The sequence below is a fragment of the Mycobacterium sp. IS-1264 genome (genome assembly GCF_001954195.1).
GTDB lineage: Bacteria > Actinomycetota > Actinomycetes > Mycobacteriales > Mycobacteriaceae > Mycobacterium.
The window spans coordinates 11,492-33,417 of record NZ_MBES01000078.1; the positions used below are offsets into that span (position 1 = coordinate 11,492).

25 protein-coding genes are annotated in these 21,926 nt (G+C 68.2%); 19 read left to right on the plus strand and 6 right to left on the minus strand.

Going from position 1 to position 21,926, the window contains the following annotated elements:
- Positions 1-40: 40 nt before the first annotated feature.
- The 12 genes from A5744_RS20200 to A5744_RS20255 all read left to right on the plus strand — a co-directional run bounded on the left by A5744_RS20200 (position 41) and on the right by A5744_RS20255 (position 11,642).
- Positions 41-1,414: a DUF6779 domain-containing protein gene (locus tag A5744_RS20200; RefSeq protein ID WP_076064094.1), complete on the plus strand. Its 1,374-nt coding sequence runs from the start codon at positions 41-43 to the stop codon at positions 1,412-1,414.
- A 113-nt stretch (positions 1,415-1,527) separates the two neighbouring features.
- The gene (locus A5744_RS20205; RefSeq protein ID WP_076064095.1) at positions 1,528-2,436 is read left to right on the plus strand and encodes a DUF2520 domain-containing protein; all 909 of its coding nucleotides are present in this window, start codon (positions 1,528-1,530) and stop codon (positions 2,434-2,436) included.
- A 5-nt stretch (positions 2,437-2,441) separates the two neighbouring features.
- Positions 2,442-3,362, plus strand: coding sequence for a pantoate--beta-alanine ligase (panC, locus tag A5744_RS20210; RefSeq protein WP_139331438.1), 921 nt, complete (start codon positions 2,442-2,444; stop codon positions 3,360-3,362).
- A complete protein-coding gene (panD, locus tag A5744_RS20215; RefSeq protein WP_076064099.1) occupies positions 3,362-3,781 on the plus strand; it encodes an aspartate 1-decarboxylase in 420 nt (139 codons plus the stop codon). Before panC ends, panD begins: the two co-directional genes overlap by 1 nt.
- 2 nt (positions 3,782-3,783) lie before the next feature.
- Complete coding sequence (locus A5744_RS20220) at positions 3,784-4,608, plus strand: type III pantothenate kinase (protein WP_076064101.1); 825 nt, start codon at positions 3,784-3,786, stop codon at positions 4,606-4,608.
- Positions 4,609-4,723: 115 nt separating this feature from the next.
- Positions 4,724-6,220, plus strand: a complete 1,497-nt coding sequence (lysS, locus tag A5744_RS20225; RefSeq protein ID WP_076064103.1) for a lysine--tRNA ligase — start codon at positions 4,724-4,726, stop codon at positions 6,218-6,220.
- A gap of 118 nt (positions 6,221-6,338) precedes the next feature.
- Entirely contained in the window at positions 6,339-6,677 is a 339-nt protein-coding gene (gene lsr2, locus A5744_RS20230; RefSeq protein ID WP_076064105.1) for a histone-like nucleoid-structuring protein Lsr2, read from the plus strand.
- Positions 6,678-6,976: 299 nt separating this feature from the next.
- Complete coding sequence (clpC1, locus tag A5744_RS20235; RefSeq protein ID WP_076064106.1) at positions 6,977-9,511, plus strand: ATP-dependent protease ATP-binding subunit ClpC; 2,535 nt, start codon at positions 6,977-6,979, stop codon at positions 9,509-9,511.
- Between the two features lie 68 nt (positions 9,512-9,579).
- Entirely contained in the window at positions 9,580-9,960 is a 381-nt protein-coding gene (locus A5744_RS20240) for a YbjQ family protein (RefSeq protein WP_076064108.1), read from the plus strand.
- Positions 9,961-10,095: 135 nt separating this feature from the next.
- Complete coding sequence (locus A5744_RS20245) at positions 10,096-10,299, plus strand: CbtB-domain containing protein (protein ID WP_076064109.1); 204 nt, start codon at positions 10,096-10,098, stop codon at positions 10,297-10,299.
- Positions 10,300-10,308: 9 nt separating this feature from the next.
- Positions 10,309-11,094, plus strand: coding sequence for a CbtA family protein (locus tag A5744_RS20250; protein WP_076064111.1), 786 nt, complete (start codon positions 10,309-10,311; stop codon positions 11,092-11,094).
- Positions 11,091-11,642, plus strand: coding sequence for a histidine phosphatase family protein (locus A5744_RS20255; RefSeq protein WP_076064113.1), 552 nt, complete (start codon positions 11,091-11,093; stop codon positions 11,640-11,642). The genes A5744_RS20250 and A5744_RS20255 overlap by 4 nt, the downstream gene beginning before the upstream one ends.
- A 3-nt stretch (positions 11,643-11,645) precedes the next feature.
- Here A5744_RS20255 and A5744_RS20260 read toward each other — a convergent pair whose 3' ends face one another.
- Positions 11,646-13,025, minus strand: a complete 1,380-nt coding sequence (locus A5744_RS20260) for a serine hydrolase (protein WP_076064114.1) — start codon at positions 13,023-13,025, stop codon at positions 11,646-11,648.
- Entirely contained in the window at positions 12,988-13,305 is a 318-nt protein-coding gene (mhuD, locus tag A5744_RS20265) for a mycobilin-forming heme oxygenase MhuD (RefSeq protein WP_076064116.1), read from the minus strand. The genes A5744_RS20260 and mhuD overlap by 38 nt, the downstream gene beginning before the upstream one ends.
- A gap of 63 nt (positions 13,306-13,368) precedes the next feature.
- Between mhuD and A5744_RS20270 the strand changes: the two genes are divergently transcribed.
- Positions 13,369-14,124 carry an alpha/beta hydrolase gene (locus tag A5744_RS20270; RefSeq protein WP_076064118.1) on the plus strand — a complete coding sequence of 252 codons (756 nt, stop codon included), beginning with the start codon at positions 13,369-13,371 and terminating at the stop codon, positions 14,122-14,124.
- On the opposite strand, the gene A5744_RS20275 is transcribed toward A5744_RS20270, so the two are convergent.
- Entirely contained in the window at positions 14,107-15,006 is a 900-nt protein-coding gene (locus A5744_RS20275) for an A/G-specific adenine glycosylase (protein ID WP_076064119.1), read from the minus strand. The genes A5744_RS20270 and A5744_RS20275 overlap by 18 nt on opposite strands.
- On the opposite strand from A5744_RS20275, the gene A5744_RS20280 reads away from it, so the two are divergent.
- Positions 15,005-15,622 carry a carbonic anhydrase gene (locus A5744_RS20280; protein WP_076064121.1) on the plus strand — a complete coding sequence of 206 codons (618 nt, stop codon included), beginning with the start codon at positions 15,005-15,007 and terminating at the stop codon, positions 15,620-15,622. The two genes, A5744_RS20275 and A5744_RS20280, sit on opposite strands and share 2 nt — an antisense overlap.
- 90 nt (positions 15,623-15,712) lie before the next feature.
- Positions 15,713-16,516, plus strand: a complete 804-nt coding sequence (locus A5744_RS20285) for a hypothetical protein (protein ID WP_139329567.1) — start codon at positions 15,713-15,715, stop codon at positions 16,514-16,516.
- 6 nt (positions 16,517-16,522) lie between these two features.
- On the opposite strand, the gene disA is transcribed toward A5744_RS20285, so the two are convergent.
- Genes disA through A5744_RS20300 form a run of 3 tightly spaced genes read right to left on the minus strand, consistent with a single transcriptional unit; the run spans position 16,523 to position 19,634 of the window.
- Entirely contained in the window at positions 16,523-17,605 is a 1,083-nt protein-coding gene (gene disA, locus A5744_RS20290; RefSeq protein WP_139329565.1) for a DNA integrity scanning diadenylate cyclase DisA, read from the minus strand.
- A 35-nt stretch (positions 17,606-17,640) separates the two neighbouring features.
- Entirely contained in the window at positions 17,641-19,059 is a 1,419-nt protein-coding gene (gene radA / locus A5744_RS20295) for a DNA repair protein RadA (RefSeq protein WP_076064125.1), read from the minus strand.
- Between the two features lie 59 nt (positions 19,060-19,118).
- Positions 19,119-19,634 (minus strand): hypothetical protein, encoded by a 516-nt coding sequence (locus tag A5744_RS20300; RefSeq protein WP_076064126.1) that lies wholly within the window; start codon positions 19,632-19,634, stop codon positions 19,119-19,121.
- 292 nt (positions 19,635-19,926) lie between these two features.
- Between A5744_RS20300 and carD the strand changes: the two genes are divergently transcribed.
- From carD to A5744_RS20320, 4 genes are read left to right on the plus strand one after another with little or no spacing between them, the layout of a single operon-like run.
- Positions 19,927-20,415, plus strand: a complete 489-nt coding sequence (carD, locus tag A5744_RS20305) for an RNA polymerase-binding transcription factor CarD (RefSeq protein ID WP_003419482.1) — start codon at positions 19,927-19,929, stop codon at positions 20,413-20,415.
- Positions 20,416-20,431: 16 nt separating this feature from the next.
- Positions 20,432-21,109 carry a 2-C-methyl-D-erythritol 4-phosphate cytidylyltransferase gene (ispD, locus tag A5744_RS20310; RefSeq protein ID WP_076064128.1) on the plus strand — a complete coding sequence of 226 codons (678 nt, stop codon included), beginning with the start codon at positions 20,432-20,434 and terminating at the stop codon, positions 21,107-21,109.
- Positions 21,106-21,609, plus strand: coding sequence for a 2-C-methyl-D-erythritol 2,4-cyclodiphosphate synthase (ispF, locus tag A5744_RS20315; protein WP_076064129.1), 504 nt, complete (start codon positions 21,106-21,108; stop codon positions 21,607-21,609). Before ispD ends, ispF begins: the two co-directional genes overlap by 4 nt.
- A gap of 34 nt (positions 21,610-21,643) precedes the next feature.
- Positions 21,644-21,904, plus strand: a complete 261-nt coding sequence (locus A5744_RS20320) for a hypothetical protein (RefSeq protein ID WP_076064131.1) — start codon at positions 21,644-21,646, stop codon at positions 21,902-21,904.
- The last annotated feature ends 22 nt before the right edge of the window (positions 21,905-21,926 follow it).

Below are 21,926 nucleotides of genomic sequence, written 5' to 3' on the forward strand. Positions count from 1 at the left end.
GCGACACGCGGATTGACCTCGCACAGGTACTCTTCAGGCCATGACCGTTCTGTCCCGCGGCGCCCGGGTCCGGCGCGGCGGTCGCAGGCCGGGGTGGGTGCTCTTGACCGCGTTGCTGGTCCTCGCAATGGGGGCCAGTTCCGCACTGGTTTTCACCAATCGGGTGGAACTCCTCAAGCTCGCTGTAATCCTGGCGCTGTGGGCCGCAGTCGCTGGCGCGTTCGTGTCGGTGCTCTACCGTCGGCAAAGCGATGCTGATCAATCCCGCGTGCGTGACCTCAAGCTCGTCTACGACCTGCAGCTGGACCGGGAGATCTCGGCCCGCCGCGAATACGAGCTGACCGTCGAGTCCCAGCTGCGCCGCGAGCTGGCGTCCGAGCTGCGTGCCCAGGCCGCCGACGACGTCGCCGCGCTACGTGCGGAGCTGGCCGCGCTGCGGACCAGCCTGGAGATCCTGTTCGACACCGACCTGCAGGACCGCCCGGCGCTGGAGACGCTCGAGACCGAGGCGCCGCGCGCACGCACCTACAGCGACTGGGAGCGAAACGGTGAAAGCGCCGATTGGGTGTCCAGCGATCGCATGACGTCGGCCTACCAGGACAACCCGCTCGGCCGCCACGACCGGAGGGCCGACGAAGAGGCGATCATCGACGTGCCCGAGGAGCCGCTGTTGCCGCCCCGCCAGGCGCCGCCGCCGCGGGAAGCGTCCCGCAGCCACTACGACGTCCCGCCCGAGGCGCCCTACCTGGTCTCACAGGAACCCCCCTACATGGCCCCGCCGCCGCAGCCCGAGCAGCGATTCGAGCAGTTTCATCGGCCGCCACAACCTGCCCCACCGCCGCCCGCGCCGCCACCGCCGCCCCAACCGGAACCGCAGCCGCAGACGCAGGATTGGCAGCCCGTCGCCGCCGACGGGCTATGGCTGCCGCCGGGCGCACGGGGCAGCCACTGGGCCGGCGGCGATTCGCCCGGGCGAGGCGACGCGGGGGATCGGCGCGCCCGGCATTCCCACCCCAACGAGCCCGTGGACGGCGCGCGCGTCGAACCCGAACCTTCCTGGCCGTACGGCGAGCCCGATCGCCGCGCGTCCCGGCATTCGGCGGAGTACCGCGACCTCGGGAACTATGCGCCGACGAACGAGCCGCCGTACGCACCGCCGCCGCCACCTCCCGCCGCCGCAACGCCGCTGCAGGAGCCCCCTATGTCGCCACCCGCTGCGCCGCCGCCACCACAAATGGCACCGCCACCGCCGGCCGCGCACGCGCCTCGGCACGGCGGCGCCGACCCGTCGGCCGAAGCGCAGCAGGGCACGGGCGAGGCCCCGCCGTCCGGTGGCCACTCCGTCGCCGACCTGCTGGCGCGGCTACAGGTGGAGCCGTCCGGCGGGGGCCGTCGGCGCCGCCGGGAAGGCTGAGCTGAGGGCATCGTCACATTGGGTGGGGCACACCCGATCGACTACAGTCTTAGTGACCGTCCGGTACCCAGTTGGGACTGGAACGAACGAAGAAATCAGTGAGGTCGTCTGCGATGGTGCAGTTCGACGGTTTGCGCCCGGCCAGGCTCAAGGTGGGCATCATCTCGGCCGGCCGGGTGGGCACCGCGCTGGGCGTCGCGCTGGAGCGCGCTGACCACGTCGTCGTGGCGTGCAGCGCCATTTCCCACGCATCGCGGCAGCGGGCGCAGCGTCGGCTGCCCGATACCCCCGTGCTCTCGCCGCCGGATGTGGCGGCCGGTGCCGAGCTGCTGCTGTTGGCGGTTCCCGACAGCGAACTCGCCGGCCTGGTGTCCGGCCTGGCCGCGACGTCGGCGCTGCGGCCCGGCACGATCGTGGCGCACACGTCCGGGGCCAACGGGGTCGGCATCCTCGCGCCGCTGGCGTCCGACTGCATACCGCTGGCAATCCACCCGGCGATGACGTTCACCGGATCCGACGAGGACATCAGCAGGCTGCCCGACACCTGCTTCGGGATCACCGCGGCCGACGACGTCGGGTACGCGATCGCCCAATCCCTGGTGCTGGAGATGGGCGGCGAGCCGTTCTGCGTCCGCGAGGACGACCGCATCCTCTACCACGCCGCGCTGGCCCACGCCGGTAACCACATCGTGGCGGTGCTCGCCGATGCGCTCGACGCCCTGCGCGCCGCGCTGCGCGGCAGCGAACTGCTCGGCCAACAAACCGTCGACGACCAGCCGGGCGGCATCGCCGAACGCATCGTCGGACCGCTGGCGCGGGCCGCGCTGGAGAACACCCTGCAACGCGGCCAGGCCGCGCTCACCGGGCCGGTCGCGCGCGGCGATGCGGCCGCCGTCGCTGCGCACCTGGCGGCGTTGGACCGGGTGGACCCCGCGCTGGCCAACGCTTACCGGGTGAATGCCCTGCGGACCGCCCAGCGCGCACACGCTCCCGCCGATGTCGTCGAGGTGCTGGCGCGATGAACCCGATGGCGCCGACCGCGTTCACGGCGGGCGAGCTCAACCTCTATTCGACGCCGCGAGACGTCACCGAGGTCAGTCGCGCGCTGCGTCACACCGGCCGCCGAGTGATGCTGGTGCCCACGATGGGTGCTCTGCACGACGGGCACCTGGCGCTGGTGCGCGCCGCCAGGCGGGTGCCCGGCTCGGTGGTTGTCGTGTCGATCTTCGTCAATCCGCTGCAGTTCGGTGCAGGCGAAGATCTCGACGCCTATCCCCGGACCCTCGACGAGGATCTGGCGTTGTTGCGCGGCGAAGGGGTCGAGATCGTGTTCGCGCCGACCGCCGCGGCGATATATCCCGACGGCCTGCGCACCAGCGTGCAGCCGGGTCCACTGGCCGCCGAACTCGAGGGCGGCTCGCGGCCAACGCATTTCACCGGCGTCCTGACCGTCGTGTGCAAGCTGCTGCAGATCGTGCGTCCCGACCGCGTGTTCTTCGGCGAGAAGGATTACCAGCAGCTGGTCCTGATCCGGCAGATGGTGGCCGACTTGAACCTCGACGTCACGGTGGTCGGGGTACCGACGGTGCGGGAAGGCGACGGGCTGGCGATGTCGTCGCGCAACCGCTACCTCGATCCGGCACAGCGCGAACTGGCCGGCACGCTGTCGGCTGCGCTGGTGGCCGCCGCGCACGCCGCGCCGGTCGGCGCCCGGGCCGCGCTGGATGCCGCGCGCTCGGTGCTCGACGCCGTGCCCGCGATCGAGGTCGACTACTTGGAGCTGCGCGACGCCGAGCTGGGCCCGCCGCAGGTCGGCCGGCCCGGACGCCTGCTGATCGCCGCCCGGCTGGGCGGCACCAGACTGCTGGACAACATTGCGATCGAAGTTGGAAATCTCGCCGGCACCGACGGGCCGGACGAACTCGCCCAATCACATTGGAGGAACTGATGTTTCGGACGATGCTGAAATCGAAGATTCACCGCGCCACGGTCACGCAGGCCGACCTGCACTACGTCGGTTCGGTGACCATCGACGCCGACTTGATGGATGCCGCGGACCTGCTCGAGGGCGAACAGGTGACGATCGTCGACATCGACAACGGCGCGCGGCTGGTCACCTACGCCATCACCGGCGAGCGGGGTTCCGGGGTGATCGGAATCAACGGCGCCGCAGCCCATCTGGTTCACCCCGGCGATCTGGTGATTCTGATCGCCTACGGCACCATGACGGACGCCGAGGCGCGCGCCTACCGGCCGCGGATCGTCTTCGTCGACGCAGACAACAAGCCGATCGACCTCGGCCACGATCCGGCCTTCGTGCCCGATGACGCGGCCGAGCTACTCGATCCGCGGATGGGCGCACGGTAGCCGTGCTGCTGGCGATCGACGTCCGCAATACCCACACCGTTGTCGGACTGCTGTCGGGCTCCAAGGAGCACGCAAAAGTCGTGCAGCAATGGCGTATTCGCACCGAATCCGAGGTCACCGCGGACGAATTGGCGCTGACCATCGACGGCCTGATCGGCGAGGATTCGGAGCGGCTCACCGGCGCCGTCGCCCTGTCCACTGTCCCCTCGGTGCTGCACGAGGTGCGGATCATGCTCGACCAGTACTGGCCGTCGGTGCCGCACGTGCTGATCGAACCGGGGGTGCGCACCGGGATCCCGCTGCTGGTCGACAACCCCAAAGAAGTCGGTGCAGACCGAATCGTCAACTGCCTGGCGGCCTTTCACAAGTTCGGCCGGGCCGCGATCGTCGTGGACTTCGGATCGTCGATCTGCGTCGACGTGGTGTCGGCCAAGGGCGAGTTCCTCGGCGGGGCCATCGCCCCCGGGGTTCAGGTCTCGTCGGACGCTGCGGCGGCCCGCTCGGCCGCGCTGCGCCGGGTCGAGCTGACCGAGCCCCGGTCGGTGGTCGGCAAGAACACCGTGGAATGCATGCAGGCGGGCGCGGTGTTCGGCTTCGCCGGATTGGTCGACGGCCTGGTCACGCGGATCCGGGCGGACGTCGACGGCTTTTCCGAGGACCTCGGCGACGACGTCGTGGTCGTGGCGACCGGGCACACCGCGCCGCTTCTGCTGCCCCAGCTGCATACGGTCAACCACTACGACGCGCACCTGACCCTGCAGGGCCTGCGACTGGTCTTCGAGCGCAACCGCGACGCCCAGCGCGGCCGGTTGAAGACGGCACGCTGACTTTCTCTCGGGCTGAGTGTGACCTCATGGCGCCCTAGACGCACACAAGACGCCGTCAGCGCACACTCGACTCCCGCGGTGGGCGGCTAGAGCAGGTCATTTAAGCTGGCACGTCGTGAACTCTGCCGACGCAGCAGACCTTCCTGAGCAATTCCGGATCCGCCGGGACAAGCGCGCTCGCCTATTGGCGGAGGGTCGGGAGCCCTACCCGGTCGCGATCGAACGCACCCACACCCTGGCGCAGGTGCGCGCCGACCATCCCGATCTGCCCGTCGACACCGCGACGGACGACATCGTGGGCGTCGCGGGCCGGGTCATCTTCGCGCGCAACTCCGGAAAATTGTGTTTTGCGACACTCCAGGACGGCGACGGCGCCAGCCTGCAGGTGATGATCAGCCTGGACAAGGTCGGCCGCGAAGCGCTGGACGCATGGAAGGCCGACGTCGACCTCGGCGACGTTGTCTACGTGCACGGGAACGTGATCAGCTCACGGCGCGGCGAATTGTCCGTGCTGGCCGATTCGTGGCGGATGGCGGCCAAGTCGCTGCGGCCGCTGCCCGTCGCGCACAAGGAGATGAGCGAAGAGGCGCGGGTGCGCCAGCGCTACGTCGACCTGATCGTCCGCCCGCAGGCTCGCTCGGTCGCCCGCCAGCGGATCGCCGTCGTCCGCGCGATACGGGGCGCATTGGAACGACGCGGGTTTCTCGAAGTCGAAACGCCTATGTTGCAGACACTGGCAGGCGGCGCGGCGGCGCGGCCGTTCATCACACATTCCAATGCTCTTGACATCGATCTGTACCTGAGGATCGCGCCGGAACTGTTCCTCAAGCGCTGCATCGTCGGTGGATTCGACCGCGTTTTCGAGCTAAATCGCGTGTTCCGAAACGAAGGTGCCGATTCCACGCATTCTCCGGAATTCTCCATGTTGGAGACCTATCAGACCTATGGAACGTATGACGATTCGGCAGTGGTCACCCGCGAGCTTATTCAAGAGGTAGCCGATGAGGCGATCGGCACCAGACAACTACCGTTGCCGGACGGCAGTGCCTACGACATAGACGGAGAATGGGCGTCCATACAAATGTATCCGTCGCTGTCGGCGGCACTCGGTGAAGAGATCACACCCGAGACGACCGTCGATCGACTGCGCGCCATCGCCGATCGGCTCGGCGTCGAGATCCCCGACAACCGCGGCTACGGCCACGGCAAGCTCGTCGAGGAACTATGGGAGCACACGGTGGGCAACGCCCTCACCGCCCCCACCTTCGTCAAGGATTTCCCAGTCGAGACAACACCTTTGACGCGTCAGCACCGTAGCATCCCGGGCGTCACCGAGAAGTGGGACCTCTACGTGCGAGGGGTCGAACTTGCCACCGGCTATTCCGAATTGACCGACCCGATCGTCCAGCGCGAGAGGTTCGCGGAGCAAGCGCGCGCCGCGGCCGCGGGCGACGACGAGGCCATGGCGCTCGACGAAGACTTTCTGGCCGCACTGGAGTACGGGATGCCGCCCTGCACCGGAACCGGAATGGGTATCGATCGGTTGTTGATGTGTTTGACCGGACTGTCAATTAGAGAGACAGTTTTGTTCCCGATTGTTCGTCCGCACTGAAGTTCAACTGTGCGTCATGCTTCCAGATTGAGTATGCTGCGTTCCTATGGCAGATTGATGCGGGGAGTCTATCCAATCTGCTCAGCAACTGCTCAAGAAGAAATGCGAGGGTAATCTGATGGCGAAGAAAGTGACCGTCACCTTGGTCGATGATTTCGACGGTGCGGGCGCGGCCGACGAAACAGTCGAATTCGGGCTCGACGGGGTGACGTATGAGATTGACCTTTCTTCCAAGAATGCGGCAAAACTTCGCAGTGATCTGAAGCAGTGGGTAGCGGCCGGCCGCCGGGTGGGCGGGCGCCGTCGCGGCCGTTCCGGTTCCGGCCGCGGCCGTGGCGCGATCGACCGTGAGCAGAGCGCGGCGATCCGCGAGTGGGCCCGTCGCAACGGGCACAACGTGTCCACGCGGGGCCGCATCCCCGCCGACGTCATCGACGCCTTCCACGCGGCCACCTAGAAACGCAGTCTCTACCGGCGCCCGGCCGCAACCGCCGGGCGCCGGTTCTTTCGCTGGTGGCGAAACGATCGCGCGGGGTTTGCGGAAACGATTTGGCGGTTGGCCGCGTTTCCTCAGTTACCGCTGTGTCGGCGGCGGGGAGATCGTCCGGATGGGCCGGCCGAGCCCCGAACCGCGGGGAACCACAAGGTTAGGAACCCTGGCAGGCCGACCATTACAGTGGATGGCAGGTACGCGAGTGTCGGCCCCGGCGCCGACAATGACTTCAGTACCGACGTTGAGGGAGAGCAGGTAACCCGATGTTCGAAAGATTTACCGACCGTGCCCGCAGGGTCGTCGTCCTGGCGCAAGAAGAGGCCCGGATGCTCAACCACAACTACATCGGCACCGAGCACATCCTGCTGGGTTTGATTCACGAAGGCGAAGGCGTCGCGGCGAAGTCGCTGGAATCGCTGGGCATCTCGCTCGAGGGCGTCCGCAGCCAGGTCGAGGAGATCATCGGCCAGGGCCAGCAGGCGCCGTCGGGACACATCCCGTTCACCCCGCGCGCCAAGAAGGTTCTCGAGCTGAGCCTGCGCGAGGCGCTGCAGCTCGGCCACAACTACATCGGCACCGAGCACATCCTGCTGGGCCTGATTCGTGAGGGCGAGGGCGTAGCCGCCCAGGTGCTGGTCAAGCTCGGCGCCGAGCTCACCCGGGTGCGTCAGCAGGTGATCCAGCTGCTCTCCGGCTACCAGGGCAAGGAGGCGGCCGAAGCCGGAACCGGTGGCCGCGGAGGCGAATCCGGCAGCCCGTCCACCTCGCTGGTCCTCGACCAGTTCGGCCGCAACCTGACGGCCGCCGCGATGGAGGGCAAGCTCGACCCCGTCATCGGCCGCGAGAAGGAAATCGAGCGGGTGATGCAGGTGCTGTCCCGGCGCACCAAGAACAACCCGGTGCTGATCGGTGAGCCCGGCGTCGGCAAGACCGCCGTCGTCGAGGGCCTGGCGCAGGCCATCGTGCACGGCGAGGTTCCCGAGACGCTCAAGGACAAGCAGCTCTACACGTTGGACCTGGGATCGCTGGTCGCCGGTTCGCGCTACCGCGGTGACTTCGAGGAACGCCTGAAGAAGGTCCTCAAGGAGATCAACACCCGCGGCGACATCATCCTGTTCATCGACGAGCTGCACACCCTGGTGGGCGCCGGTGCCGCCGAGGGCGCGATCGACGCCGCGTCGATCCTCAAGCCCAAGCTGGCCCGCGGCGAGCTGCAGACGATCGGCGCCACCACGCTCGACGAGTACCGCAAGTACATCGAGAAGGACGCCGCGCTCGAGCGGCGGTTCCAGCCGGTGCAGGTGGGCGAGCCGACGGTCGAGCACACCATCGAGATCCTCAAGGGTCTGCGCGACCGATACGAGGCACACCACCGGGTGTCGATCACCGATTCGGCGATGGTGGCCGCAGCCACCCTGGCCGATCGCTACATCAACGACCGGTTCCTGCCGGACAAGGCGATCGACCTGATCGACGAGGCGGGTGCGAGGATGCGGATCCGCCGGATGACCGCGCCGCCGGACCTGCGCGAGTTCGACGAGAAGATCGCCGAGGCCCGCCGCGAGAAGGAATCGGCGATCGACGCCCAGGACTTCGAGAAGGCGGCCAGCCTGCGCGACCGCGAGAAGACCTTGGTGGCCCAGCGGGCCGAACGCGAAAAGCAGTGGCGCTCAGGCGATCTCGACGTGGTTGCCGAGGTCGACGACGAGCAGATCGCCGAGGTGCTGGGCAACTGGACCGGCATCCCGGTGTTCAAGCTCACCGAGGCCGAGACCACCCGGTTGCTGCGCATGGAGGACGAGATCCACAAGCGGATCATCGGCCAGGAGGACGCGGTCAAGGCCGTCTCGAAGGCGATCCGCCGCACCCGCGCGGGTCTGAAAGACCCCAAGCGCCCGTCGGGTTCGTTCATCTTCGCCGGCCCGTCCGGTGTCGGTAAGACCGAGCTGTCCAAGGCGCTGGCCAACTTCCTGTTCGGCGACGACGACGCGCTCATCCAGATCGACATGGGCGAGTTCCACGACCGCTTCACCGCGTCGCGGCTCTTCGGCGCGCCGCCGGGATACGTCGGCTACGAAGAGGGCGGCCAGCTCACCGAGAAGGTGCGGCGCAAGCCGTTCTCCGTGGTGCTGTTCGACGAGATCGAGAAGGCGCACCAGGAGATCTACAACAGCCTGCTGCAGGTGCTCGAGGACGGCCGGCTCACCGACGGCCAGGGCCGCACGGTCGACTTCAAGAACACCGTGCTGATCTTCACGTCCAACCTCGGCACCTCCGACATCTCCAAGCCGGTCGGCCTGGGCTTCACCCAGGGCGGTGGCGAGAACGACTACGAGCGGATGAAGCAGAAGGTCAACGACGAGCTCAAGAAGCACTTCCGGCCGGAGTTCCTCAACCGCATCGACGACATCATCGTCTTCCACCAGCTGACCCGCGAGGAGATCATCCGGATGGTCGACTTGATGATCGGCCGGGTCGCCGCCCAGCTCAAGAGCAAGGACATGGCGATGGAGCTGACCGACAAGGCCAAGGCGTTGCTGGCCAAGCGCGGCTTCGACCCGGTGCTGGGTGCTCGCCCGTTGCGGCGCACCATCCAGCGCGAGATCGAGGACCAGCTGTCCGAGAAGATCCTCTTCGAGGAGGTCGGGCCCGGACAGATTGTCACCGTCGATGTGGACAACTGGGACGGCGAAAGCGCCGGCGAGGACGCGAAGTTCACGTTCACCGGAACCCGCAAGCCTCCGCCCGAGCCGGAGCTGCAGAAAGCCGGAGCGCACGCGGCGCCCGACACGCCGTAGCCACAGCGCAAATGGGTGGTTAGTCTCAACCGGACTAGCCACCCGTTTCGCGTGTAAGGGGCCCGCCCGTGCTGATCGTGACCACCAACGACCTTCCGGGCTGGGAAATCCAACGCGTCTGCGGCGAGGTCTTCGGCCTGACGGTTCGCTCCCGAAACGCGTTCTCCCAAATGGGTGCGGGGTTCAAGGCCATGTTCGGCGGCGAGCTGGCCGGAATGACCAAGAACCTCGCCGAGAGCCGCAACGAGGCTATGGGCCGGCTGATCGCCGAGGCGCGCAACCGCGGCGGCAACGCGATCGTCGCGATGCGCTTCGACACCACCGAGATCGGCGACGTGTGGACCGAGATCTGCGCCTACGGCACCGCGGTCCAGGCGGTGCCGATCACCGACGCGGCGAAGTACACGGCGAATCAGCTCGGCTACGGGGCCGCGCCCCCGCAACAATGACATCGGTTTACACTGTCGCTTGCCAAACGAGTGACGGAATCCGGTGAAAGTCCGAAGCGGTCGCGCCACTGTCAAAGTCAGACCCGAAGCTCGTCGGACCTAAGCGGGACGCGATATCCCCAGAAGGAGTCAACTGTGTCCGATTCCACCGACATCCGGTCGATCGATTTATCGGCGGCAAGCGCCGCGCTGTGGCTGGCGGCGACCGTCTTCCTGGCGCTCTTGGCGCTCTACTTCGTCGGCGTCGATCAGGGCGCCGTGTCGCTGTTCGGCAGCGACTCCCACGTGCACGAGTTCGTGCACGACGCGCGGCATCTGCTCGGCTTCCCCTGCCACTGACGGCCGCTCGTGGAGAAGCGTCTGATCGCGCGCGGTCTGTTGGCCGGCGCGCTTGCCGCGGTGCTCGCATTCCTCTTCGGCCGCATATGCGCCGAGCCCGTCATCGGCCGTGCGATCGCCTTTGAGGACGGCCGAGCCGACGCCGAGCACGCGCACGGCGTGCACGAGCACGGCGCCGAGTTGTTCACCCGCGCCGTGCAGGCAAACGCAGGACTGGGTTTCGGCGTGCTGATTTTCGGCGTTGCGATGGGCGCGTTGTTCGCCGCGCTGTTCTGCGTTGTCGCGGCGCGCGCCAGAGGCATTGGGCCACAGTCGCTTTCGTTACTGCTGGCGGCGGCCGCCTTCGGCGCGGTCTACCTGGTGCCGTTCCTGAAGTACCCGCCGAATCCACCCTCCGTCGGGCAGGCGGACACGATCGGGGCGCGCACCGGCTGGTATCTGGTGGCGGTTCTGGTGTCGGTGGCGCTGGCGATCGCGGGGGTGTGGTTGGCCCGCCGGCTCGCCGCCCGGCTGGGCACGCCGAACGGTTGGCTGCTCGCCGCCGGCGCCTATCTGGTGGCGATCACGGCAGTGCTGGTGTTGCTTCCTGCCGTGGACGAGACGCCCGGGCCGTTGCGGGACGCCTCGGGTGCGATCCTTTACCCCGGCTTTGCCGCCGATGATCTCTACGAGTTCCGGTTGGTTTCGCTGGGCACGCAGGCGGTGCTGTGGGCGACCATCGGCGTGGTGTTTGCGATCCTCGCGGGGCGGCTGCTAGCGGAGCGAGTCCGGAGCCCGTCAAGCACCGCGGCGTGACCGAGGTCGTCCGGCTGACCCTGGTCTCGCACGCGATGACCGACGCGATGGCGGCCGGGCGTTTTCCCGCCGACGAGCCGCTCAACGACACCGGGCGCCGACTTCTGGAAAGCGTTGCCGCACTTGCGATCACCGGCGATAGTCGCCAACTCACCGCGCCCGAGCGGCGTGCCCGCCAAACCGCGCAGCTGCTGGGCTTGCAAGCCACGACGGAGCCGCGGCTGGGCGATCTCGACTGCGGGCGGTGGCGCGGCGAGGCGCTTGCGAACATCGGGTCCGCGGACGTCGAGGTGTGGCTGGGCGACCCGGCCCGTGCCCCGCATGGCGGGGAGTCGATAGCCGACCTGATCACGCGGGTGCGTGGTTGGTTGGGCTCCCTGACGGGCGACATGTCGCGTACCGTCGCGGTGACGCATCCGGCAGTGATCCGGGCGGCGATCCTGCTGGCCCTCGATTCCCCACCGAAATCGTTCTGGCGCATCGACATTGCGCCACTGAGTCAAACCGTCCTGCACTTCCGGGACGGCCGCTGGACGCTACGGTTGTGAGGTTTACTGCGGTGCGATCAGCGCGAACACTTGCTTGGCGACCTGCAAGAACCAGCCGGTCGCGGTCGGGCCATGATCGCGGGGCCAGTTCAACTGGAAGCTGACCACCCATGGCTGCCCTGTCTTGTCGACGGCGTACCAGCTGAACGTCAGGTCGCCCGGTAGGCCGCCGGCCTTCGCGCCGATGTACGGCCAGACGTTGCGGTCGAGCTGGATGCCCGATACCGCGGACAGGATCTGTCTTACCGGCGCGGCCGCGCCCACGGCGTCGGCCTGCAGCGCTGCATGGACTCGGCAGATGTCCTCCGCGTTGCCGTACCACTCAGCGCCGTAGCTCGAGGCTGGAGTGTGGGCTCGGGTGGGATCGGGTTGATAGGGAGCGGAATTCGCCTGCGTCAGCAGCCGAGCCCGGTCGTCCGGCGAACCCTGTTTCCACTGGTTGCGCAGATCAGGTTGGCCCCAGCCGACGGAGAACAGCTCGTACATCGTGGGGAAGGGCGTCATGCTGGCCGGATCGTGGTGGCCGGCCGTCGCGAGCGCTTCCTCGATCGCGTGCGTACCCATCCGCCCGATCAGCAAGTCGGTCGCCATGTTGTCACTGGTGGCGATCATCTTCTCGGCGGCCGTGCGAACCGAAACATGAGCTCCCGGAGGCAATTCCAGGCCCGAGGAACCGACGGCCCTGCTTTTCTCCGTGACCGTCAGCTGGTCATCCCAGGACACCGTGCCGTTTTGCACCGCACCCGCCAGCGCGTGCAGCACGTACAGCTTGAAAATCGATGCCAGCGGCAGGGATTCGCGGGCGTTGGTGCCCTGCACCGGGTCGCAGCGACCGTTGTCGACCTTGGAAACCTGGTAGGAGTAGCGGGCGCCGGTCTTGCTCAACACCGCATCGACGTCGTGCCATGAGGAGACCGTCGGGGGTTGCGTCTCGAGGTCGAACCGATCGACACGCCCGTCGTCGTCGGTGTGGATCCGGATGTCTTGTCGCGCACCGTAGGAGGAGATGAGATGCAGCGTGGCGACGCTCGCGCCGATGTCGACGCCCCCGAGGGTGAAGGGCCGATCCCACCACAAGCCCTCCATAGTGGTTTCCACCGACTCGACCTTGTCGGGCGCGGCGAGTGTGCGCACACCGACCGGGCCGATGGGCCAGTCGGAGTTCAGCATGTCCAACGTCTGCTGCGCGCGAATGCCGGGCGGAGTCCGGGTGTCGATCTGCCGTCCCGGGTTCGCGGCGTTCGCCTGCGGCGAGGGTGAGGGCGCGCAGCCGGGTGCCAGGGTGACCACCAGTGCTGCGGCGGCGCTTATCGCCGCCGCCCGGCGTCGCGCGGATGGCCGCTTGCTAGCCGGTCTTGTCGTTGGCGGCAACGTCCAGCACAACCTCGAATTCCAGCAGCGTCGCGCCCGTCGCCACGGGGTTGGCCCGGTGGCCGGCATGGGCTTCGATGGCAGGCCCTTTCGCCCACGCCTGGAATGCTTCATCGGACTCCCAGTGTGTCACCACGAAGTAGCGGTCCTCACCCTTGACCGGACGCAGCAGCTGAAAGCCGAGGAAACCGGGTTGGTTTTCCACCGCGTGCGCGCGATGGGCGAACCGCTTCTCCAGCTCGGGGCCAGCGTCCGCGGGTACTTCGATTGCGTTGATCTTCACCACTGGCATTCCGTTAGGCTACCGCGGCCCCTCGCCCGTCAAACTCGAGGGCGGGACACGCAAGATGGTCATATGCCCGGCGATCTGCTGACCTGCCACGGCGGCCAAGGCGCACCGTTGGTACTGGTGCACGGCCTGATGGGCAGGGGCACCACCTGGTCGCGGCAGCTGCCGTGGCTGACCCGTTTGGGCACCGTGTACACCTACGACGCACCGTGGCACCGCGGCCGCGACGTCGACGATCCGTTTCCGATCAGCACCGAGCGGTTCGTGGCCGATCTCGGCGACGCGGTGAGCGGATTGGGGGCACCGGCCCGGATGGTCGGGCACTCGATGGGTGCCCTGCACTCGTGGTGTCTGGCCGCGCAGCGTCCCGATTTGGTGTCGGCGTTGGTGGTCGAGGACATGGCCCCCGACTTCCGCGGGCGCACCACCGGCCCCTGGGAGCCCTGGCTTCATGCCCTTCCGGTCGAATTCGATTCCGCGCAGCAAGTATTCGATGAATTCGGCCCCATCGCGGGCCAGTATTTCCTGGACGCCTTCGATCGCACCCCCACCGGCTGGCGGTTGCACGGCCACACGTCGCGATGGATAGAGATCGCAGCCGAGTGGGGCACCCGCGACTACTGGTCGCAATGGCGGGCGGTGCGGGCGCCGGCGCTGCTCATCGAGGCCGGCAACTCGGTCACGCCGCACGGCCAGATGCGCGCGATGACTCAAACCGATTCCCCGACAACGTATTTGGCGGTCAAACAGGCGGGTCACCTGATCCACGACGAAGCGCCGCAGGTGTACCGCGAGGCGGTCGAGTCATTCCTCGCCGGCTAACCCGAAGCGGCCGTCTGGAGTCTGGGTCACCAACCCGTCGGCGAGTAGCGAATCCAGCGCCCGGTCGCGCTGAGCGCAATCGGTTAGCCACGCCACGTCCAGCTGCGCGCGCGTCACCGGAGAATCGTTGGTCCGCAACACATCCAGCAATCGCCCGCGAACCTGACGGTCCGTTCCGGCGTAGGTCTGGACGCGTCGCGCCGGACCCTGCGCCGGCGGGTATCCCGCATGCCGCCACGCGCACCGGTCGAGGGGACACAGCCCGCATCGCGGCGTGCGCGCGGTACACACCGTCGCGCCCAGTTCCATCAGCGCCACCGAAAACTTCGGCGCCGTGTCGTCGCGCGGCAGGAGCGCCGCGACGTCGGTGTGATCGCGCGCCGCAGCGGGCGCGCCCGCGTCGGCCAGGCCGTGTACGGCGCGGGCCACCACCCGTCGCACATTCGTGTCCACCACAGGTACCGCGTGGCCATAGGCGAAGCAGGCTACGGCGCGCGCGGTATAGCTGCCGATGCCGGGCAGCGTCAGCAGGGTTTCGACGTCGTCGGGAACCACGTCGCCGTGGTCGCGGGCAATGGCCGTGGCGCATTCGTGCAGCCGTTTGGCCCGCCTCGGATAGCCCAGCTTTCCCCAGGCGCGCAGGACGTCGGCCGCGCTGGCGGCGGCCGTGGCCGACGGGGTGGGCCAGCGCTGTACCCAATCCGGCCAGATCGCCAGCACCCGGGCCACCGGCGTCTGCTGCAGCATGAACTCGCTGACCAGGATCTGCCACGCGCTGACTCCGGGCTCGCGCCACGGCAGGTCGCGGCGCGATCGGTCATACCAGTCGATGAGCTCGTTCGGAGGGACGTTCATTCGCCCGTGCGGCATGATGTGTGCCATGCCCAACACCAGTCCGGTAACCGCGTGGAAAGCACTCAAAGAGGGTAACGAGCGATTCGTGGCCGGCAAGCCGCAGCATCCCAGCCAGAGCGTCGATCACCGGGCCAGCCTGGCCGCGGGTCAAAAGCCCACCGCGGTGATATTTGGCTGCGCGGACAGCCGGGTGGCCGCCGAGTTGCTCTTCGATCAGGGCCTGGGCGACGTGTTCGTGGTGCGCACCGCCGGTCAGGCGATCGATTCGGCGGTCCTGGGCTCCATCGAGTACGCGGTGACGGCCCTCGACGTGCCGCTCATCGTCATCCTCGGCCACACCAGTTGCGGTGCCGTCAAGGCGGCGATACAGGCGATCGATGACGGCGCGATACCGGCCGGTTTCGTCCGGGACGTGGTGGAGCGGGTCGCGCCGTCGATCCTGATGGGCCGCCGCGACGGGTTGAGCCGGGTCGACGAGCTCGAGGAACGCCACGTGCGCGAGACGCTGGCGCAGCTGGTGGCGCGTTCGACGGCGATCGCGGAGCGGGTCGCGGGCGGCACGCTGGCGGTAGCGGGCGTTACCTATCAACTCGCCGAAGGGCACGTGGTGCTGGTCGACCACGTGGGCGATATCGGCGAATAACGGCCTCTTACACGCCTGCTGGCCAGCTAACATCGCGACACGCCGGGGCGGGTCGGGCAAAACCACGTGACCTGGCCCTACGGTGTGAATGTGCTGGATCTGGAACCGCGTGGCCCGCTACCGACCGAGATCTATTGGCGGCGCCGGGGCCTGGCCCTGGGCATCGCGGTAGTAGTGATCGGGATCGTCGTCGCCACCGTCATCGCCTTCATGAGCAACAACGCGGGTGCAAAGCCCGCCAACGCCGACAAACCCAACTCCGCGCAGAGCAAGCCGGGATCGCCCGCACCCCAGGCGCCCCCGCCGGTCGCGCCGGAAGGTCCGGCCCCCGCGCCGGCGCCCCAGGGCCAAAACCCGGAGTCTCCGACACCCACCGCCGCCGTGCAGCCGCCGCCGGTGCTGAAGGAGGGCGATGACTGCCCCGATTCGACGCTGGCCGTCAAGGGGCTGACCAACGCTCCCCAATATTTCATCGGTGACCAGCCGAAATTCACCATGGTCGTCACCAACATCGGGCTGGTGTCCTGCAAGCGGGACGTCGGGGCCGCGGTGCTGGCGGCATATGTGTACTCGCTCGACAACAAGCGCCTGTGGTCCAACCTGGACTGCGCGCCGTCCAACGAAACCCTGGTGAAGACCTTCACCCCGGGTGAACAGGTGACGACCGCGGTCACTTGGACCGGGATGGGGTCGGCGCCGCACTGCCCGCTGCCGCGGCCGGGTATCGGGCCGGGTACCTACAACCTCGTGGTGCAGCTGGGCAATCTGCGCTCGCTGCCGGTCCCGTTCATCCTGAACCAGCCGCCGGCGCCGCCGGGTCCGGTGCCGGGTCAGCCGGCGGTGCCGCAGCCCGAGGCGCCGCCCGGGGTTCCCCCGGGCCCCCCTACGGGGTAACCGAGCTCAGCTCAGCGGGTCGGCGATCGTCGACTCCGCAAGGTGCGACAAGCCCTCCCGCACGTGGCGGGCCCACATCGTGCCGATGCCGTCGACCGATTGCAGGTCGTTGGCGCTGGCCGCCAGCAGGCCCTGCAGCGTCCCGAACGCCCTGACCAACAAATCCACGTGGGCGAACTGCAGCCGCGGGATACCGGCCATCGCGCGATAGCCACGCGGGCTCAGCGCCGAGTCCTGCGCCTCGGCGGTCGTCGGATACCCGAAAACCTTTGCCAGCGAAGTGAAGTCGAGTAGCTCGGTGTCCGACAGGGCGTCCAACTCGCTGAGGGTGGCGGTGATTTGCGCTTCGGATAGCGGTTCGGGGCTGGCGTGATAGTCGCGCACGATCAGCTCGCGGGCGGTGTCGTTGCCGCCCAGCAGCTCCTCGAGCTGCAGCCGCAGCTGACGTCCGTCGGTGCCGAGCTCGACGCAGTCGTAATCGATCGCCAGGCCGATCCGCCGGACCAGCTCCAGCCGCTGCACCACCGTCATCGCGTCGCGCAGCGTGACGAAGTCCTCGATCTCGGCCCGCGACAGCTGCCTGCTGACCTCGTCGAGCCGGGCCTTGTAGCGTTCCAGGGTCGCGATGGCTTGATTGGCCCGCGACAGGATGGTGGCGGAGTCCGCGACGACGTGCCGTTCCCCGGCGACGTAGACGGTGACGATGTTCATCGAGTGGCTGACCGAGATCACCGGGTGGCCGGTCTGAATGGCGGCCCGTTCGGCCGAGCGGTGCCGGGTTCCCGATTCGTCGGTGGGGATCGACGGATCCGGGACCAACTGCACGTTGGCGCGCACGATGCGGCTGCCGTCGGTGGACAGCACGACGGCGCCGTCCATCTTTGCCAGCTCGCGCAGCCGGGTGGGGGCGTAGCGGACGTCGAGGGCAAAGCCGCCGTCGCAGATAGCCTCAACGTTCTCGTCGTTGCCGAGCACGATCAGCGCACCGGTACGGCCGCGCAGGATGCGCTCGAGGCCGTCCCGGAGCCCAGTGCCGGGCGCCAGCCGGGCGATGGTCTCACGCAAGGTCGGACGGGTCACAGCGTGCATTCTGCGGCCCGATTGGGCGCTGCGTCTAGCCACGTCTAGCCACTGAGGCCCGGAATCGCGTTGCCGCGGTGGTCGCCGATGTCGACCATGTGCTCCAGCGCGGCGCCGATGGTGGGTGCGCGCAGCGCCCGCATGCCCGGTGGCACGATCTCGCGTCGCGGGTCGTCGCCGTCGGGGATCAGCGCGATGTTGAAGCCCTGGCGCGCCGCTTCGCTCAGCCGCCGTTCCATGCCGCTGACGCGGCGCAGGTCGCCCGCCAGACCCACCTCGCCGATCATCACCGCCGTCGTGGGCAGCGGCAGCTTCGCATACGCCGACGCCAGCGCCACCGCGACGGCCAGGTCGGACGACGGATCGGTCAACCGCATGCCGCCCACGGTGGACAGGTAGATGTCGTTGACGGCGATTGCCAGCCTGGCGTGCTTTTCCAGCACGGCCGCGATCATCGCCGCCCGCGAGTGGTCGATGCCGCTGACGGCGCGGCGCGGCGAACCGCCCGAAGGCGTCGCCAGCAGCGCCTGGACTTCGCCGATGAGCGGTCGCTTGCCGTCCAGCGTGACGGTGATCGCGGTGCCCGCGACCGGCGCGGGCCGTTGATCCAAGAACAGGTTCGACGGGTCGGCCACGCCTTCAATGCCGTTGTCGTGCAACATGAAACAGCCGACTTCGTCGGCGGCACCGAAGCGGTTCTTGATCCCGCGGACCATCCGCAGCGTGCCGTTGCGGTCGCCTTCGAAATGCAGCACCACGTCGACGAGGTGTTCGAGTGAGCGCGGCCCGGCGATGGCGCCGTCCTTGGTGACGTGGCCGACGAGGATCAGCGCGACGTCGCCGGCCTTCGCGGCGGCGGTCAGCCTGGCCGTGACCGCCCGCACCTGGGTAACGCCGCCGGCGACGCCGTCGGCTTCGGTGGTGGACATGGTCTGCACCGAGTCGACGATGACCAGCGCGGGCTTCACCGTCGCGATGTGGTCGAGCACGGTGTGCAGATCGGATTCGGTGGCCAGATAGAGCTCGTCGCCGCCGCAGCCGATCCGGTCGGCGCGCAACCGGATCTGGCCGGCGGACTCCTCACCGGAGATGTACAGCGCGCGCCTGCCGGACTGCGCCCAGCGGTGGGCGACCTTGAGCAACAGCGTCGACTTGCCCACGCCGGGATCGCCCGCCAGCAACGTCACCGAGCCCGGCACCACACCGCCGCCCAGAACGCGGTCGAGTTCATCCACGCCCGTCGACCGGTGCCGGCTCACGTTGGGCGCAATGGAATTGATCGGAACGGCCTGCGAGTTCGAGCCCGAAGCCAGGCCCACCCTGCGGCCGTTGCCGCCGACCGCGCTGAGCACCGCTACCTCGTCGACCGTGCCCCACGTACCGCACTCCAGGCAGCGACCCACCCACTTGGCGGTGACATGCCGGCATTCCGAACAGCGGTATTGCGAGCGCACGTTTGCCACGCCATGACGGTATCGGGCTGGACCGACAAGCCCGGCCGCACAGGACGGCGAGTCGTGCCTCAGGCTGGCTGTGGCCCCAGCCCGGCCGAGATCGGCACCAGCACGCTGGCCTGCCCGGCCTTCTCGAAGTTGAACGTGAAGTTGTAGGTGAGGCCGTTGGTGATGGGCTTGGCGAGGGCGACGGTCGCCTTTGCGGCATTGCTGGAACCCAGGGGTCCCGGCGCCACCTTCGCGCCTTCGGGCGTCCCGACGAACAGCATCCCGCCGGCGGGCAGTCGCGCGTCGCCAGTGACCGTCACCGTCCCGATGTCGCTCGTCACGCCCACCAGTCGGTCCTCGACGTCGGGCGACTGATTGACGGCGACCAGCACCAGGTCCACCGGTCGGCCCGGCTGAATGTAGTCGCCGGTCTGCACGGCCTGGATGCGGATGTCGCGCAGCGCCACGTTGTTGATCGTGACCTTGTTGCCGTTGACGGCGGGCTCCTGGGTGGCCATCTGCGAGATCTGCCCGGCGCCGCAACCCGTGAGCGCGACGGCGATCAAGGCGACCAGGCCGATCTTGAAGCGGTTCACTCATTGCCTCCTGCGGGGCCTCGCGCCGTCGTACGGCCGTTCCATGGTGCAACTATGCACAGTAGTAGGAAGGCCATCGGAGCGGTAGCGCAGGGCACCAGACCAGGGCCGCAGGGGTCCGGACGGGGTCCCCGGACAGGTCAGGTGAGGACGTTGGTACTGTGTTCCAGTGCACGTTCTTCTCCGCCTGTCAACCCCTAATCTGCACGTGTTGTGCCCCTGACCTGCACCGTTGTTCCGCATGCGTCGGCCCGCCGTGCTAGCATGAAGTAACGAAAGGGGCTCCAATCAGATGATCTTCAAGGTCGGCGACACCGTTGTCTATCCACACCACGGTGCTGCGTTAGTCGAGGCGATCGAAACCCGAACCATCAAAGGGGAACAAAAAGAGTATCTCGTCTTGAAAGTGGCGCAGGGGGACCTGACCGTTCGAGTACCCGCAGAAAACGCTGAGTACGTCGGTGTCCGCGACGTCGTCGGCCAAGAAGGCCTCGACAAGGTTTTCCAGGTGCTGCGCGCTCCCCACACCGAAGAGCCCACCAACTGGTCGCGCCGCTACAAGGCGAACCTGGAAAAGCTCGCCTCCGGTGACGTCAACAAGGTGGCCGAGGTAGTGCGCGACCTATGGCGTCGCGACCAGGAGCGCGGACTGTCCGCCGGCGAGAAGCGCATGTTGGCCAAGGCGCGCCAGATTTTGGTTGGCGAGCTGGCGCTGGCCGAGAGCACCGACGACGCCAAAGCGGAGACCATCCTCGACGAGGTTTTGGCCGCCGCTTCCTGAAAGCCCAGAGGCTCTGGTGGTCGGGGCAGCGGGCAGCGTAGTCGCAATCGTCCCGGCCGCGGGCTCGGGTGAACGACTGGCGGCCGGGATTCCGAAAGCATTCTGCGAGCTCCATGGCCGCACGTTGCTCGAATGGGCCATCTCGGGCCTGCTGAAGTCGGGGGTCGTTAACCACGTTGTGGCGGCGGTGCCCTCCGATCGCATCGACCAGGCCAACCAAGTCCTGGGAGCCCAAGCCACCGTCGTGGCCGGCGGCGCCGCTCGCGCCGACTCGGTCAACCTGGCTTTGTCCGCCCTGCCCGGCCAACCGGAATTCGTGCTCGTCCACGACGCCGCCCGGGCGCTGACGCCACCGGAATTGATCGTGCGGGTGGTCGTGGCGTTGTGGTCGGGCCACCCGGCCGTCGTGCCCGCGCTGCCGTTGTCTGACACCATCAAGGCCGTGGACGCCAACGGGGTGGTCCTGGGCACGCCGGAGCGGGCCGGCCTGCGCGCCGTGCAGACGCCGCAGGGCTTCGTCACCGACCTGCTGCTGCGCGCCTACGCGCGCGCGGGTACCGCCGAATTCACCGATGACGCGTCGCTCGTCGAGCAACTCGGCGGCCAGGTCCAGGTGGTCGACGGCGACCCGCTGGCCTTCAAGATCACCACCCAGCTGGATCTACGGCTGGCCGAAACGATCGTGCACCGGTGAGCGAACTGCCGAGGGTCGGGCTGGGCACCGACGTGCACCCGATCGAACCGGGTCGGCCCTGTTGGCTAGTGGGGCTGCTGTTTCCCGGAGCGGACGGTTGCGCAGGCCATTCCGACGGCGACGTCGGGGCTCACGCGCTGTGCGACGCCGTGTTGTCGGCCGCGGGGCTGGGCGATATCGGCGGTGTCTTCGGCATCGATGATCCGCGCTGGAAAGGCGCCAGCGGCGCCGACATGTTGCGCCACGTCGTCGATTTGATCGCGCGGCACGGCTACCGGGTGGGAAACGCCGCCGTGCAGGTGATAGGCAACCAGCCCAAGATCGGCCCGCGCCGCGCCGAGGCGCAGGAGGCGCTGTCGGGTCTGCTGCGGGCGCCGGTATCCGTGTCGGCCACGACCACCGACGGCCTGGGCCTGACCGGGCGGGGCGAGGGCCTGGCCGCCATCGCGACGGCGCTATTGGTCCCGATCGGCGACGAACCGGGTCGTGCGGGGCAATAATCACGGTAGGCGGGGCTGGATATAGGAGTGCACGATGAACAAGCCGACAGCCGCTCTATTGACAGCGATGGCGCTGGCCGCGGCGCCGCTGGCACTGGCGCCGGTGGCGCACGCCGATGTGTGCGCCGGCGCCGACGGACGCCACGTCGCCGTGGGTGGATGCAGCCACGTGGCCGGCGATGTCGCGGCCGGCGCGGCCATAGCGGGGGCAACCGATCCGTACTGGCCGGGTGAGGTGCCGTGTTACTCGGTCGAGGGCGTGCCGTATTACACGCCCGATGGCGACCCCTGTTGACGGCAAGGCGTTCGGCCGCCGC